General features: G+C 35.3%; 13 protein-coding genes. 8 read left to right on the top strand and 5 right to left on the bottom strand.

Annotated elements, in window-relative coordinates:
• Positions 1 to 84 precede the first annotated feature (84 nt).
• The 4 genes from lpdA to PFY09_RS03600 all read left to right on the top strand — a co-directional run bounded on the left by lpdA (position 85) and on the right by PFY09_RS03600 (position 4,050).
• Positions 85 to 1,488 (top strand): dihydrolipoyl dehydrogenase, encoded by a 1,404-nt coding sequence (gene lpdA, locus PFY09_RS03615; protein ID WP_271161431.1) that lies wholly within the window; start codon positions 85 to 87, stop codon positions 1,486 to 1,488.
• Between the two features lie 94 nt (positions 1,489 to 1,582).
• Positions 1,583 to 2,449, top strand: a complete 867-nt coding sequence (locus PFY09_RS03610; RefSeq protein WP_271161430.1) for a DUF4476 domain-containing protein — start codon at positions 1,583 to 1,585, stop codon at positions 2,447 to 2,449.
• Between the two features lie 243 nt (positions 2,450 to 2,692).
• Entirely contained in the window at positions 2,693 to 3,178 is a 486-nt protein-coding gene (locus PFY09_RS03605) for a hypothetical protein (RefSeq protein WP_271161429.1), read from the top strand.
• A gap of 47 nt (positions 3,179 to 3,225) precedes the next feature.
• The gene (locus tag PFY09_RS03600) at positions 3,226 to 4,050 is read left to right on the top strand and encodes a CvfB family protein (protein WP_271161428.1); all 825 of its coding nucleotides are present in this window, start codon (positions 3,226 to 3,228) and stop codon (positions 4,048 to 4,050) included.
• 90 nt (positions 4,051 to 4,140) lie between these two features.
• Here PFY09_RS03600 and PFY09_RS03595 read toward each other — a convergent pair whose 3' ends face one another.
• Positions 4,141 to 7,377 (bottom strand): T9SS type B sorting domain-containing protein, encoded by a 3,237-nt coding sequence (locus PFY09_RS03595; RefSeq protein WP_271161427.1) that lies wholly within the window; start codon positions 7,375 to 7,377, stop codon positions 4,141 to 4,143.
• Between the two features lie 181 nt (positions 7,378 to 7,558).
• Between PFY09_RS03595 and PFY09_RS03590 the strand changes: the two genes are divergently transcribed.
• The 4 genes from PFY09_RS03590 (at position 7,559) to PFY09_RS03575 (ending at position 13,855) form a co-directional block, all read left to right on the top strand.
• Positions 7,559 to 8,152 carry a TetR/AcrR family transcriptional regulator gene (locus PFY09_RS03590; protein ID WP_116547732.1) on the top strand — a complete coding sequence of 198 codons (594 nt, stop codon included), beginning with the start codon at positions 7,559 to 7,561 and terminating at the stop codon, positions 8,150 to 8,152.
• Positions 8,153 to 8,241: 89 nt separating this feature from the next.
• On the top strand, positions 8,242 to 9,594 hold the full coding sequence (locus PFY09_RS03585; protein ID WP_108409945.1) for a TolC family protein: 1,353 nt from the start codon (positions 8,242 to 8,244) through the stop codon (positions 9,592 to 9,594).
• A 6-nt stretch (positions 9,595 to 9,600) separates the two neighbouring features.
• Positions 9,601 to 10,662, top strand: coding sequence for an efflux RND transporter periplasmic adaptor subunit (locus tag PFY09_RS03580; protein ID WP_076389962.1), 1,062 nt, complete (start codon positions 9,601 to 9,603; stop codon positions 10,660 to 10,662).
• 7 nt (positions 10,663 to 10,669) lie between these two features.
• Positions 10,670 to 13,855 carry an efflux RND transporter permease subunit gene (locus tag PFY09_RS03575; RefSeq protein ID WP_256039955.1) on the top strand — a complete coding sequence of 1,062 codons (3,186 nt, stop codon included), beginning with the start codon at positions 10,670 to 10,672 and terminating at the stop codon, positions 13,853 to 13,855.
• A 445-nt stretch (positions 13,856 to 14,300) separates the two neighbouring features.
• On the opposite strand, the gene PFY09_RS03570 is transcribed toward PFY09_RS03575, so the two are convergent.
• From PFY09_RS03570 to PFY09_RS03555, 4 genes are all read right to left on the bottom strand, one after another.
• Positions 14,301 to 14,747, bottom strand: a complete 447-nt coding sequence (locus PFY09_RS03570; protein WP_271161426.1) for a KTSC domain-containing protein — start codon at positions 14,745 to 14,747, stop codon at positions 14,301 to 14,303.
• A gap of 74 nt (positions 14,748 to 14,821) precedes the next feature.
• Entirely contained in the window at positions 14,822 to 15,604 is a 783-nt protein-coding gene (locus tag PFY09_RS03565; protein WP_271161425.1) for a hypothetical protein, read from the bottom strand.
• A gap of 25 nt (positions 15,605 to 15,629) precedes the next feature.
• Entirely contained in the window at positions 15,630 to 15,959 is a 330-nt protein-coding gene (locus tag PFY09_RS03560) for a hypothetical protein (protein WP_271161424.1), read from the bottom strand.
• Between the two features lie 3 nt (positions 15,960 to 15,962).
• Positions 15,963 to 16,454, bottom strand: a complete 492-nt coding sequence (locus PFY09_RS03555; RefSeq protein ID WP_076389973.1) for a hypothetical protein — start codon at positions 16,452 to 16,454, stop codon at positions 15,963 to 15,965.
• Between the last annotated feature and the right edge of the window lie 91 nt (positions 16,455 to 16,545).

Raw genomic sequence — 16,545 nt, 5'->3', positions numbered from 1 at the left:
ACAAATCTCACTTTCTCACGTGGTAATAAATCGTTAAATTTGTAAGCATAAGAAAGTTAATAATAAACAAATTCATAAAATAACATGAGTCAATTCGATGTTACCGTAATCGGTTCCGGTCCTGGTGGTTATGTTGCTGCAATCCGTGCTGCACAATTAGGTTTCACAACAGCAATTATTGAAAAATATCCAACTTTGGGAGGAACTTGTCTTAACGTGGGATGTATTCCGTCAAAAGCGCTTTTAGACAGCTCTGAGCATTTTGAGAACGCAAAACACAATTTTGCAGGTCACGGAATCATTATCAACGAGCCTCAAGCCGACATTGCAAGAATGATCGAGCGTAAAAATGAGGTAATTAAACAAAATACAGACGGAATCAGCTATCTGATGAACAAAAACAAAATCACTGTTTTTGAAGGATTGGGAAGCTTCGAATCCGCTACTCAGATCAAAGTAACAAAAAACGACGGTTCTACAGAAACCATCGATTCCAAATATACCATCATTGCAACAGGTTCTAAACCGTCTTCTTTACCTTTCATCACGTTAGATAAAGAAAGAGTGATTACTTCTACGGAAGCTTTAAATCTTAAAGAAATTCCGAAACATTTAGTCGTAATCGGAGGTGGAGTAATCGGTCTTGAATTAGGTTCTGTTTATTTAAGATTAGGAGCTCAGGTTACTGTGGTTGAGTTTATGGATAAAATTATCCCGACAATGGACGGAGCATTAAGTAAAGAATTAACGAAAGTTCTTAAAAAGCAGGGAATGAAATTCATGCTTTCTACAGCAGTATCCGCAGTGGAAAGAAACGGAGATACCGTAAAAATTACAGCGAAAGACAAAAAAGGAGAAGAAGTAACAGTAGAAGGAGATTACTGTCTGGTTTCTGTAGGAAGAAAGCCTTACACAGACGGTCTTGGACTTGAAAAAGCAGGTGTTGAGCTTGATGAAAGAGGAAGAGTGAAAGTAAATGATCATTTACAGACTAATGTTGCCAACATTTACGCAATCGGAGACGTGGTGAAGGGAGCAATGCTGGCTCACAAAGCAGAAGAGGAAGGTGTTTTTGTTGCTGAAACGTTAGCAGGACAGAAGCCTCACATCAACTATAATTTAATTCCGGGAGTGGTTTACACTTGGCCGGAAGTTGCAGGAGTTGGAAAAACTGAAGAGCAGTTGAAACAGGAAGGAGTAGCTTATAAAGTAGGTTCTTTCCCGATGAGAGCTTTGGGAAGAAGCCGTGCAAGTGGTGATGTAGATGGTCTGGTAAAAATTATTGCAGACGAAAAAACAGACGAAGTTCTTGGAATGCACATTGTGGGAGCAAGAGCAGCAGATTTAATTGCTGAAGGAGTTATCGCTATGGAATTCCGTGCAAGTGCAGAAGACATCGCAAGAAGTTCTCACGCGCACCCTACGTATGCAGAAGCAATTAAAGAAGCGGCTTTGGATGCTACCGCGAAAAGACCAATTCATATGTAATTGATAAACAATTATATAAATAATAAAGAGAAATCAGATACTGGTTTCTCTTTTTTTTGGCATGAAAGTGGAGCTAGAGATTAAAAAAAGTGTTATGAAAAATATATTTATGAGTGTTTTGTTTCTTGTAGGAAGTTTTTCTTTCGCGCAGGAAGCAGGAAAAGCAGGTGAGCTTTTAAAAAACGAGGCTTCAAAAACAGAAATAGAATCTCCGAACGCAAAAAGAACGGAGAGCAGAAACAGCAATAATTCCGGTTTCAGAAATCAGAACAGAAATAACAATGGATTCAGAGGTAAAAATCCAAATTACCAATGGAATCAGCAGTACGGATATTCAGAAGTTTTCCTGAGAATTCCTGAACAGGGAATGTTCAGTGTGGAACTGGGAGATCAGTTTATTTCCAATAATTCCGGAAGATTCAGGTTTTTTGATCTTCCTTCGGGAAGAATTCCTGTTTCAATTTATGAAAACGGTTATTTATTATACAGAACCACTTTGAATGTAAGAAACAACAGCAGATTGGTTCTTGATTTCTTTACCAATGAAGGATTGTTTTTATTAGATTCATATCCTGTTCAGAACCAGTCTTACGGATTTAATGACTGGAATGATGTCTGGAACAATCCCTACGGAAATTCGGAAGGATGGAATGATAACGTAAATTATCCTAATGTGATGGATAATCAGACATTTCAGGGATTTATGGCGATGATGAAGGAAAAAGCTTGGTTTGACGATAAAAAAATGATGTTCATTAGTCAACAGGGAAAACATGCCTTGTTTACCTCGAACCAGATCCGTATTTTGGTAAAAGATTTAAGTTTTGACAAAAATAAAATTTCCCTTGCAAAGTCTATGTTTTCAAAATGTGTAGATAAGCATAAATATTTTCTGGTTTACGATGCCTTCGATTTTGAAAGCAGCAAACGGGAACTGATGGAATTTGTACAAAATTCATAAAAGAATATTTTGAAATTAATATTAAACTTGTCTAAACTTTTTTACCGCAAAAGATGCAAAAGATTGTAACACTTTAGCTGTTCAAGTTGAATACTTAAATGGAAAAAAGAGCACATAAGTTAAAGAAATCAAAGATTTTTTATCTTTGCAGACTTTTGAAATACTTTAAATAAATCCAATAAAGTCTTTTGTCTCTTTTGTGGTTAAATTTAAAATTGGTTTAAACAGCCTTATTTAAAAAATATGAGAGCATTTTTGTTAACTTTTTTTATTTTTATTTCAGGTTACACTTTTAGTCAGAATATCAAGTCAATCAGTAAAAAGGTTTCGGAAATAAATAGTACTAAAAACATCAAAATTAAAACTGTTCCTTATTCCTATTTTCTGGATAAAAATCAGACTTCAGATAACGGAATTGAACTGAAAGGATTTTATAAAGATGGAAAACTTAAAAAAATAGAACATTTTGTAGGTCTTTCGGCATGGAATATCAGTACACAATATTTTTTCTCAGAAAATGATAAACTTATCTTTGTTTTGGCAAAAAAATATCAGATCATTGATGAGAATGGATATATAAAAAATCCTAAATTACTTTCAGAATCAAGATATTATTATACTGATGAAAGACTTGTAAAAGTAACAGGTATTGCTCAAAATCCCGATGTAGAAAATAGTTATTTGAAAGAGTCCAAAACCCTGAGAAGAGATTTGGAAGAATATAAATAGGTTAAAGATTTGATTTTCCTTACCTTTGCAGACTAATTTTATCATACATGCAATTCGGAAAAACTCAGACTTTAAAAATTTCAGATAAAAATAATTCGGGATGGATCTTAACAGACGAATCCGGAGAAAAGGCTTTTCTTCCTAAAATTTTCATTCAGGATGATAAGGAAATTGATGATGAAATTGAGGTTTTTGTATTTCAGGATGATGGAAAATTAAAGGCAACCACAGAAATTCCTTTGGCAGAAGTAGGAGAGTTTGCCGTAATGAGCTGTGTACAAAGTCTTCCAAGCGGGGCTTTTATGGATTGGGGAATCATCAAAGATTTGTTTATTCCTTACAAGCAGCAAAAATCTAAGATCATTGAAGGCAAAAGATATCTTGTTTATATTTATGTGGATGAAGATCTGGAACTGATTACCGGAACTACAAAATTCAAAAGAAATCCTCAATATCAGAATCTTCCTTTCCAGAAAGGCGATAAAGTGGATCTCATTATGATGAATGAAAGTGAGTTGGGCTGGAATGTAGTCATCAACAAAAAATATATCGGACTCATCTACAATTCGGATGTATTCAAAAAGCTGTATCCGTTGTCTGAAGAATCCGGTTATATCAAAGAGATCCGCGAAGACGGAAAAATTGATGTTTCCTTACAGCCACAAGGTTTTGAAAATATTGATGAGTTTAAAAAGAAAATTTTAGACAGACTAGAAGAAAACTACGGTTTGCTTCATCTTTCAGACAAATCAACTCCCGAAGAAATTAAAGACGAAGTTCAGATGAGTAAAAAAAACTTTAAAAAAGCCATTGGAGGATTGTATAAAGATAAAATTATCGATATTCTGGACGATAAAATTCGATTATTGTAATTGTTTTTGACTCATCAAAAAGTGGTAAAAGACAATCAATAAACCTTTAAAAATAAAAAAACGAGCGGAAAATTTTCCGCTCGTTTTTGTTTAGTCTCTGTTTTTAATCAGAAGCCAGCCTGTATATACTCTGCCGTCTGAAACTTTTATCGTATACCAGTAGTTTCCTGTAGGGACAGGACTTCCGTTGAGTTTACCGTCCCAATGCAGAGGTTTTTTAGAAATAATCTCCTTGAAAACAGGAAGACCTCTTCTGTCGTAAACGTTCACTTCAGTTCCCGGATAATTTTCCAGTCCTGCAATTTTCCATTGGTCGTTATATCCGTCTGCATTGGGAGTGAATGCATTTGGAATGTTGAATATCGAAAAAGATTTCTGACCAATGATGCAACCGCCTTTTGTTCTTACATAAACAATATATTCTCCAATATTTAAGTTCGTGAAAACGTTAGAATCCTGCCATGTGAAGTTATCTAAAGAATATTCAAAGCTGCCTGTCGCAGAAAGGATTACCGTTGCGGAATTGTTGCTGATATTTACGGAAACAATTTCCGGCAAAACAGTATAACTTACCTGAATGTTATCTGTACTCTGACAGCCAAAACTATTGGTTACTGTTACAGAATAATTTCCGGGAGCTGAAACGGTAATTGTGTGAGTTGTTGCTCCGTTGCTCCATAGATAAGATGAAAATCCGCTTCCTGCATCCAGAGTAACTGTTTTTCCCTTACAGAAATCAATTCTTTCAGGAAGATTGAATATAGGTTTAGGGTTCAGAGCTAAATTTAATCGTACAATTTTAAAACATCCGTCCGGTGTGGAAACCTTTACATGGATAACGGTCGCTCCTAAATTTAAAGAGTACGCAGAAGGATTGGTAATTACGTTCCCAAAATCATCTGTATAAGTAAATGTATATCCTGAAGGATTGGCAATAATATTACTTTGATACGACGTTAAATTCACAATCATAGAGTTTCCTGTCGTACTGTTACAGAACGTCGCCGAATAATCATTGGCAGGAACATTATTCGTTGAAAGTGTTACCGTAATTGCCAGTTTTTCAGATTCACAGTTGTTCAGCGTCTGTGTTATGTAGTAAACTGTTCCGTTCACCAGAGGAGTTGTAAGCGGTAAGATATTTCCTGCGGCATCATAAAACTTAAGGGAAGTTCCGGTTACAACTAAACTTGCCAAAGTAGGATTTGCCGAAGCACAAAAATCCTGAACAGCGTTTCCTGTAGGTTTTGGAGTTTCATTCACGGTAACCTGAACAGCGATTTTATCACTTTCGCATCCGTTAATCGTTTGAGAAGCATAATAGGTCTGTCCGTTTACCAGCGCCGTTGTTGAAGGTAAAACATTTCCGGCTGCATCGTACCATTTGATATTCTGTCCTGTAATCTGAATATTGGTAACAGTTGGATTGGTGCTTTTACAGAAGATTTGCTGAAGATTGGTTGTTACTGGTAATGCCGTTGCTGTCACCGTTACATTTTGGTTTTGTGCCGAAATATTTCCATTTCCGTCATTATAAGTCCAGTGAATCACATAAGTTCCCGGAACAGAATAGGAAAGGGGATCGGTAGTGGTTGCCGTAATAATTCCGGCACAATTATCTGTTGCTTTTGGAAAATTGGAAATCATCGTATGGCAGTCTCCTATGATATTAGGAAGATTTGTTACATTAGGAACTGGCGGAGTAATATCACCAACAATTATATGCACAGAAAAACTTCCGTCGCATCCATTAGTAGATCCTGTAACCTGACAAGTATATATTCCAGAGTTTGCTGTTGTTGAATTGAGAATTGTAGGATTTTGCTGATTTGAAGTAAATCCATTTGGCCCAGTCCAGTTATAGGTTGTTCCGCCAGTTGCATTCAACTGAATATTTGCACCTAAACAAATGTTCATACTTGAATTTTGAGGTAAATTATTACATCTTTCTAGTTTTAACAAGTAACCATCGTCATTAGTTGTTGATGTGTTTATTGTATTTAAAAAATACTCATTGGCAGAAGGGTCAAAATCACAGTTCCAGTGAAAAGTTCCGACATAATAATAACTGTCATTAAGATTTACTGTTTGATAAACTCTTGCATACGCATTTGGTTTATAGGCATTCGTAGATCCTATTCTGAAAGACGTTTTATATTCTCTATTAGGGTTAAAAGTTATCGAACAGCCTTCTGAATATCCGCTTCCGAATACAATATTATTTACTCCCAAGTCAGGATTGGCATCGAAAGTTTTATCAAAATATCCATTAACATGCAGGTTATTATAATCATCACAACTTAAACCCTCTATAGATAAAGGAAAATGCTGTCCGTTATTTAAATATTTTTTTACATCAAGTAAATTATTGTTAGTATCGAACCACAATAAATAAAGGCTGATATAAGTATTGGAAGGCAATAAATATTGATTACTTGAAGGATCTACGTCAATAGGTAAAAACTGAGCCATCCATTGACCTGAAACAATAAGTTTATCATTTTTATCAACAAGAATATCAGAATAACTTTGGTCTTCTTGAATTCCAGACCAAAGCAAAGTCCCATTAGTGTTGTATCGCTGCAATGTATACCGAGACTGACCATATATGTTATTCATCGCAAAATAGACATCATTATTAGAATTTAAAACCAATTTATTTTCGATTCCATTGGTAACTTTTTTTAGCCATTGAACCTGTAAAGAAGAATTAAATTTAATAATATACGAAGCCGCCGTAGAGTTTGTATCATTAAAAGCTGTATTTGCAGCTTGTTGAAATACAAGATCATAAAAAGTAAAAGTACTTAGATATACATTTCCGTTGTTATCAACATCTAATGAATTTGGATTTGAGTTTGTTACCTGCGTTTCATTAATAAGGTTTCCATTAAGGTCTAAAGTGGTAATTGTAGCATAGCCATTAATATAATTTCCTTGATAAACAGATTTATTGGTGAGTGCATACACTTTTCCGTTTTTAACCTTCAAATCGTACTCAATATCATTATGTACATTACTTATTTTGTAACTCCACAGATAATTACCATTACTATCCAGTTTGATGATAAAGGTTGTTCCTGATCCTCCTGAACTTATATAATTTGTTGGAATTAAAAGATTTACACCTGGTCCCGGATCTACATCAATTCCACTGAAACTAAGGGTCTTACCTAAAAGATACATATTTCCATTATCATCTTTTTGGACTTTTGAAATATGATCAGCATAGTCTGTATAGCTTCTGAATTGTTTTACCCAAGAAAAGTTCTGAGAAAACAAAAATCCACAGCAGAAAACTGTGCATAGAAACAATATTTTTCGCATTGGTTACTAATTTTTCGGCAAATATATTAAAATCCGCTATTTCAAAAAGATTAATAAAACGCAATCTCACAATAAGATTTAAAATATGATGCAAATCATACAAATTTGTTTAATAAATTTGTTTAACAATTTTGTCAAAAATAAATTTTCATATAAATTTGCACAAATTTGTTTAACAAAAATGTCAAATCAAGCAAAAAAAGACCAAACACAGGAATTAATTAAGGAAACAGCAAAGAATTTATTCTTTGTGAAAGGTAAGTTTGACGCTACTACTCAGGAAATTGCAGATGAAGCCGGTGTCAACAGAACGCTTATCAATTATTATTTCCGCTCACGGGACAACCTCATCCAGATCATTTTTGATGAAGCCCAGAAAGTGGAAAAAGAAAAATCTGAGATTATTATGACCTCCGATCTTCCTCTGAAAGAAAAGATCAGCCAGTTTATCGAAGGAAGCTTATCCACAAGTCTTCAGTATCCTTATCTCGAAACGTATATCGTTTCACAGATCAATAAAGGGAACTGCCACAAAAAAGATATTGAAGAAGATGAATTGAAAAGGCTTTTTAAGGATATTGAAACAGAAATGGAATTGGGGAATATAGAAAGGATGAAACCCATTCAGTTTCTTCTGAATATGATTTCCCTGCTGGTTTTCCCGAGTGCGGTAAGACCTTTATTAATGGAAAATCTTATGATCAGTGAGGAAGAATTCGACAAGATTATTTCGGAAAGAAAAGAGATCATTTTAAATATGCTATTTAAAAACTAAAACGGTAAAGTATTTTAAGAAATGATTCGTCATTTGAAGTAAAATCACTTAACAGAATAATTACATTAAAAAAATAAACGAAGTATAATATTATGAAAAAACGTGTAACTGCAAACAAGCTAAAAGTAGGAATAGCGGCTGCATTTATGATGTTCGGTTTTTCATCGGTGTCTGCACAGCAGCAGGTTTCCTTGCAGGAAGCAATTAAACAGGCACTTCAGAATAAAGCGGAAGCCAAAAGGGCAGCTTTACAGATAAAAAAAGCCGAATATAAGATTGATGAGGCAAAAGCAGGAGCTTTACCACAGATTGCAGCAACAGCAGGTTTAACCTACAATCCGATCATTCAGGAATCTCTTCTTGAGTTTGGAGGCGAAAAAATCAGAGCCCAGTTTGGACAGCCGTGGAACTCTACCGCTTCTGTACAGCTTCAACAGGCGATTTTCGATCAGAGAGTTTTCACCGGACTGAAGGCGGCAAAATCTACCAGAGAATTTTATGTGCTTAATGCCCAACTTACCAACGAACAGATCATCGAAAACGTAGCATCCGCTTACTATCAGGTTTTTGTTCAGGAAGAAAATCTTAAAACCGTAGAGGCAAGCTACGCCAATACGGAAAGAGTAAGAAACGTTATTAAAAGTTTGGTAGATAACGGTCTGGCAAAATCTATTGATCTCGACAGAACCAATGTTCAGCTTACCAATATCGGATCAAACAAACAGACATTAATCAACTCTGTTCAGTTGGCTAAAAACGCACTGAAGTTTTACATGGGAATTCCGATTGAGTCTGATATCGAGCTGGAAGAAAAAACCATTGAACCAAAACCGGAACTGGTAGCAGGAAATTTAAACCTTGATAACCGTACCGAAATTAAAGTTTTAAACAAAAACAGAGAACTTTTGGTATTCAATAAAAAAGCTACGGAAGCCTATCTGTATCCAACGGTAAACCTGGTTGCCAATTACGGTTGGGGTGCAAACGGAGCAAAATTTCCTTTAACCAACGGACTTAAGAACGGCGTTCTCTGGAGCGATTATTCTGCAATCGGATTAAATGTTAATATTCCGATTTTTACCGGAGGAGCTACAAAAGCAAAGATCAATCAGGCAGAAATTGATATTCAGGATCTGGATCTGAACATTCAGAATACACAGTTAAGCTTAAATTTAGATTATAAAAATGCCATTACCAACATAGAAAATGCTTTAATTAATATTGAAAGTATGAAAGACAACGTAGGATTGGCAGAAAGAGTTCAGAAAAATACACAATCCAACTACCAATACGGTTTAGCAACACTTACAGAAGTTCTGGATGCTGAAAATGCTTTAACGCAGGCAAAACAGAATTACGCCAATGCTTTGCTGGATTACAAACAGGCTGAAATCAAGTTAATTAAAGCAAAAGGAGAATTAAATACACTACAAAACCCGTAATAAACTATGAAAAAAACTTTAATATATATCATCGTAGCAGCTGTCCTGGTTGGTTTGGCGGCTTACAAGATTGCCGGAAATAAAGAAAAACAGACGCAGGAAGTAAAAGAAGTTGCAAAACAGGTAGATAAGATCAACGTAAACGTTGTAACGGTTTCCCGACAAAATATCGATACAGATTACAGTGCAAACGGAACATTTATTCCAAAACAGGAAATGAACCAGTCTTCTGAAATTTCAGGACGTGTGGTAAGTGTTTTGGTAAAAGAAGGTTCCAGAGTAGGAGCAGGACAGGTATTGGCAACCATTAAAAGAGATGCCATTGAAGTAGATGTTACACAGGCTCAGAATAATTTGCAGAATGCTATTGCAGACAACCAGCGTTACGAAAATGCCTTCAAAACAGGAGGAGTTACCAAACAGCAGCTTGATAATTCAAGATTACAGCTTAAAAACGCTCAGGCTGCGCTAAGAGCTCAGGGTGTGAAAGTAAACGATACAAGCATCCGTGCTGGAATCAGCGGAACCATCAATAAAAAAATGGTAGAGCCGGGAATGGTGGTTGCTCCGGGAACAGGACTTTTCGAAATCGTAAACATCAACAGCTTAAAACTTTCAGTTTTGGTTGATGAAAGCCAGATCGGGAAAATTCAGTTAGGACAGGAAGTTCCGATTAAAGTAAACGTTTTACCGGAAGATTCATTCGTGGGAAGAATTACATTTATCGCTCCTAAAAGTGATGCTTCTTTAAATTTCCCGGTTGAAATTGAAGTTCAGAACAGAGGAAACCTGAAAGCGGGTATGTACGCGACAGCAACATTTAAAACAAACAACGGAGCAGAAACGCAGAATATGTTAACCGTTCCTGCAGAAGCCTTTGTAAACGGGGTAAGCTCCGGACAATTATTTGTTGTGCAGAACGGAGTGGCTAAACTCATCAAAGTAACCGTTGGAAAAGTATATGGCGATAAAGTTCAGGTTTTAAGCGGGCTTAATGGAGGAGAACAGGTGGTTACAAGCGGACAGATCAATCTGGATAACGGATCTAAAGTAAATATCATAAAGTAGAAGGTTTATGAAGTTAGCAGAAATATCGATTAAAAGACCATCGTTGGTAATCGTATTGTTTACGATCCTTACGTTGGGAGGTATCCTGAGTTACACACTCATGGGATACGAATTGATTCCGAAGTTTGAAACCAATATGGTAACCATTTCTACGGTGTATCCGGGAGCTTCACCCGCAGAGGTGGAAACATCCGTTACCCGAAAAATTGAAGATGCCGTTGGTTCTTTGGAAAATGTGAAGAAAGTGGAATCTTCTTCCTATGAAAGTTTATCCGTAATTATGGTTCAGCTGAATGACGGAGCCGATGTGGATTATGCTCTGAATGATGCCCAGAGAAAGGTAAATGCAATTCTGGCAGACCTTCCGGATGATGTAGATGCACCGTCTCTTAATAAATTCTCTCTGGATGATTTACCGATCATCACCATGAGTATTTCATCAGACAAATTAAACAATAAGGATCTTTACGACCTTTTAGATAAAAAAATTGAGCCGATTTTCTCCCGTGTAAACGGTGTTGCTCAGGTTGACCTTGTAGGTGGACAGGAAAGAGAAATTCAGGTGAATCTTGACGAGAAAAAACTGCAGGGTTACGGACTTTCTATCGGAGATGTTCAGCAGGCAATTCTTTCTTCAAACTTAGATTTCCCGACAGGTAGTCTGAAAACCAGAACCTCAAAATCTACCATCAGATTATCCGGAAAGTATAAATCTGTAGCAGAAATGAACAATCTTGTGGTTTCCAATAAAAACGGAGCGCAGGTTCGTTTGTCTGATATTGCTACGGTTTTCGATTCTCAGAAAGATGTGGAGAAAGTAGCAAGATTCAATCAGTTTCCTACCATCTTAATGCAGGTTAAAAAACAATCTGATGCCAATGCGGTTGCAGTATCTGAAAGTGTTCAGAAAACCATTGAAACCGTTCAGGAAGCGTACAAAGTTCAGGGTATAAAAGTAAAAGTGGTAAACGATACTACCGACTTTACCCTTGAATCTGCGAACCACGTAATTTTCGATTTATTCTTAGCGATTATTCTGGTGGCAATTGTAATGTTATTATTCCTTCACAGCATCAGAAATGCTTTCATCGTAATGGTTTCCATTCCGGCTTCATTGGTGGCAACGTTCATCGGAATGAACTTAATGGGATATACGCTTAACTTAATGAGTTTACTGGGGCTTTCTCTGGTGGTAGGTATTCTTGTGGATGACGCGATCGTTGTACTGGAAAACATTTACCGTCACATGGAGATGGGGAAAAGCAAAATCAGGGCAGCCTACGACGGAGCTTCGGAGATCGGATTTACCGTTGCAGCGATTACTTTGGTAATTGTGGTAGTATTCTTACCAATTGCCATGAGTTCAGGTTTGGTAGCTAACATTCTGGCTCAGTTCTGCGTCACGGTGGTTATTGCGACATTGCTTTCATTATTGGCTTCATTCACCATTATTCCATGGTTGTCTTCAAGATTTGGTAAGCTTGAGCATTTAACAGGGAAAAACTGGTTCGAAAAATTCATCCTTTGGTTTGAAGGTTTAATCGAGAAATTCACTCATTGGATCACAGGAATTCTTGAATGGTGTTTAAAAACTACGTTGAGAAGAATTTCTACGGTAGTGATTACATTTATCGTTCTGATTTCTTCTTTCATGTTGGTGGCATTCGGATTCATCGGAGGAGAATTCTTCCCGCCGATCGACAGAGGACAGTTCCTTGTTCAGATGGAATTACCGAAAGATGCAACCGTTGAAAAAACCAATCAGCTGACTTTAGATGTTGAGCGATTTTTAAGAAATGACAAAGATGTTGTAGATTTAATTACAACAGTAGGACAGCAGTCAACCGGTTTTGGGGGAGCTCAGGCGACAACCTATCAGTCAGAAGTTCAGGTAAATTTAACGGATAAATCTGAACGTTCTGAAAGTACGAACATTAAAGCTGCGAAAATAAAAAGAGCTTTAGAAGAGAAATTTACTGGAGTAGAATTTAAAACTGCCCCAATCGGAATCATGGGTGCTGAAAATGCACCGATTGAAATGGTGGTAACCGCTCCGGATAACGCAACAGCCGTAAAAGAAGCAACGAGAATATTAGAATTGCTGAAAAAAGTTCCGGGAGCAGTAGATGCAGAATTATCTACAGACTCAGGAAATCCTGAAGTTCAGGTGAATATCGACAGAGATAAAATGGCTTCTTTAGGCTTGAATCTTTCAAGTGTAGGACAGACGATGCAGACTGCATTCAACGGAAATACAGACGGGAAATTCAGAGCAGGAGAATATGAATATGACATCAATATCCGTTTCGGAGATGCCAACAGACAGTCTATTGATGATGTTAAAAACTTAATGTTTACAAATCCTCAGGGACAACAGGTACGTCTTAGTCAGTTTGCTGAGGTTAAAATGGGATCTGGACCAAGTTTGCTTGAGCGTAGAGACAAATCGCCTTCTGTAAAAGTAAGAGCTAAAGCAGTGGGTAGACCAGTAGGAGACGTTGCCAACGAATGGGCAAAACAGTTCATGGACAGCAAGAGCAAACCTGTAGGAGTAGATTACATCTGGAGTGGAGATATGGAAAACCAGCAGGAAGGTTTCGGTACGTTGGGAATCGCTTTATTGGCGGCTATTGTATTGGTTTATCTGGTAATGGTTTCATTATACGACAGTTTTGTGTATCCTTTCGTGGTATTATTCTCAATTCCTCTGGCGATGATCGGGGTAATGGTAATTCTTGCCTTAACAGCGAATTCACTGAATATCTTTACGATGTTGGGGATGATCATGTTGATTGGTCTGGTTGCGAAGAACGCAATTTTGATCGTCGACTTTACCAATGCCAGAAAAGAAGCCGGAGCCAATACACACGACGCTCTGGTACAGGCGAATCATGCACGTCTTCGTCCGATCCTGATGACAACGATTGCGATGATCTTCGGGATGTTGCCGATCGCATTGGCAACAGGAGCAGGAGCGGAAATGAACAAAGGTTTGGCATGGGTAGTTATCGGTGGTTTAACATCGTCTCTATTCCTTACCTTAATTATTGTACCAGTAGTTTACTCTTTATTTGATTCAATTCTGAGAAGAATGGGCAAACATAAAAAAGTAGATTATGAAGCTGAAATGAAAGCCGATTATGAGCACAGAGAACTAAGTGAAGATGGCTTTACTCCAAAACATTTAGATTAATATAACACCTTAATTAACCGAAAACCGTATCAGTAATGATGCGGTTTTTTTATGTCATTGCGAACAGACTGAAGACCTGCAAACGTAGTTCTGAAGCGACGACGCAATCTTAAAAAAGAAAAGAAATATGATTGCTCATTTGCTGAATAAAAGCCTTTACGATCGAAAAGTATGTTCAATAATTTAAAAAAGACTTGCGACCCTTTTGCGTTAAAATTAAAATTTAATTGATTATCTGTTATCAATCATAATGCTTGATTTTAACGCTAAGCACGCAAAGACTTTTTATAAACAAACTGTTTTTAAGGTTCGCAGAGGCGTTAAAACTTAACTGAGATCGCAGAGGTTTTTATTCTGACAAATTACGGACAATCAAAAAAATTTAATCAAATAAAAAAAGCTTCCAAAATTAATTGAAAGCTCTTATTTATTTGTAAATAGGGGATTATTCCGCCATTGCTTCATAAGCTTTTCTGTACACAAAACTTCCGTAAATATGTCTTCTTGCAAAACGGCTCGGAGAATCGGAATTCACCATTTTGATGTAGGTATTTTTCGGAACTCCAAGATATTCGTACATATTTCCGTTCAGGTGCTGCACTTTAAGAACCGATTTTTCCAGATAAAAATCCTGAATATTAGATTTCGTAATGGTTTCAGTATATTCTTCTTTGTATTTTTCCTGCGTTTCCGGATTGATGCTTACCAGAAAATGATAGGCTTCAATTACAGATTTGCTTTTTTCTTCCGCTTCCTGCTTTCCTGCTTCATCATTGATGAATTTATCTGGATGAGTATCTTTCATCGTATTCCTGTAGATGGTTTTTAATTCCTTCAGTGTTACATTTTTATCAACTTCCAGAAGCTTTCTGTATTCGCCTAATTTTTTCATAATGGATGATCCTTATTTCGGGGTGCAAAATTAAGGAATTTTATTGGAACTTTTGTAAGTTGTTCAGAATTAAATTATTGTTCTTTTTCATAAATAACGGCAATGAATTTTGCAGGAATCCATTCTCCTTTTTTGCTGTTCTTGTCTTTTAAATCTTTGAATAGAGTATAAGGACCATTAATTGTCATTGTATATTGGTCCCTATTTTTTAAATTAAATTCATTTGCTATGTAGGAAATGCTAAATTTTTTGCCATTCACAATTTTTTCAATTTGCGGTCTTAAATAGTCATCAATTGCTTTTGGGTACAGAAATTTTTCATTTTTAGGAAATTGTAATTCAAAAGATCCCTCATAAATAAACGTTGGTTTACTTACATACAAAGTTTTTTCTTGCTTTAAAATTTCTGAATTAAATTGATTGAATTGTTGCTCATCTTTAAATTCCTTTTCATACCATTTATAAGTCAAAGGATATTTTTTTGCTAGTTTTTCTAAAATAGAAACATCAAACTTATAGCTTTCACCATTTGTATGTGCATGATGAAGAGCAGGACTAATGGAAACTCTCCTAACCTCCTTATTTACTTTAGTTAAAATAATACTAAAAGTATTTTGCTCCCATTCATTTTTAGTATTGTCACCATATTCAACAGATTCGATTAGGGAATCAACTACTTTTTTATCTGTAATTAAAAAATTATACTTTTCATAAGTTTTATTTTTATCCCACTTAGGATACATTCCAATTATTTTAACAGAATCTGTAGTTGTTAATTTATCAGATTTTAAAAGTTTATTTTGGCTATAAATATTTTGATTTATTGCTAAAATAACTAACAGAATAATTTTTTTCATTTTCATTAATTAAAACTTTTCAAAATTATTTATTTTCATGAAAATATTCATAGGCTAATCCTTCTAAATCTCCATTTTCAGAAATTAAATTATCATTTTCATCAAATATTTTAAAACTTTGCTGTGAATCTCCAATACTTGCGGAACCATCTAAACCTAGTAAGATGGTGTAAAAAGTATTTGTCAAAAGATCAGAAATTATATCCTTCAATTTTTCAGTTTGAGTTTCATTTAAATTTAATTCTTCAACTTTTAATGAAACAAGAGTTCTATATTCTGCTTGATTATCAAAATATGAATTAAGAATATTTTGTTTTTCTTGGTAGAAGTTTTTTACGAATTCTTTGGTGGTCATTTACTATTTATTTTCTAAAGTTTGTATTCTCTTTTCAGAATTCTTAACATTTAATTGCTCTGTTTTTATAAGAGTTTTCAGAATTTTTAATTGCTTGTTGTTCTCAGATAGTTCTTTTTTTAAGTTTTCGATTTCGGATGAATTTGAATCTTTAAAAAGCTGAATTGCACTTATAATTAAAGCTATGATAGAAATGATTATAGTAATTAAATTCCATTTTTTAGATTCCCATAAAATTTTTCTTTGATAGATAGAGTGATCTCCAGATTTTATAGCTTCTAACCCAAATTTTGTTATATCGTAATAACCTTCTCCTTTGCGAATAAAATAGTCATATCTTAAACCTAAATTAATTGTATTTTCAATGACCTTTATATCATCAATATTTTCAGGGTTGATAGCTAATTCTTTATAATAATCCCGAACATAAAAAGTCGTTTTTCCATCTAGTAATTTAAATAACTTATTAAGTTTTTGTTCGTGTTCATTTGTCATAGTAAAAATTTACAATACTAAAATAAATAATATTCTTCTAAATGTTATATTCTTTATAAAAAACAGGAGCCCTGAAGCTCCTGAAAATATC

This window comes from Chryseobacterium gambrini (assembly GCF_027920505.1).
Classification (GTDB): domain Bacteria; phylum Bacteroidota; class Bacteroidia; order Flavobacteriales; family Weeksellaceae; genus Chryseobacterium; species Chryseobacterium gambrini.
This window is presented reverse-complemented; position numbering and strand designations above follow the sequence as displayed.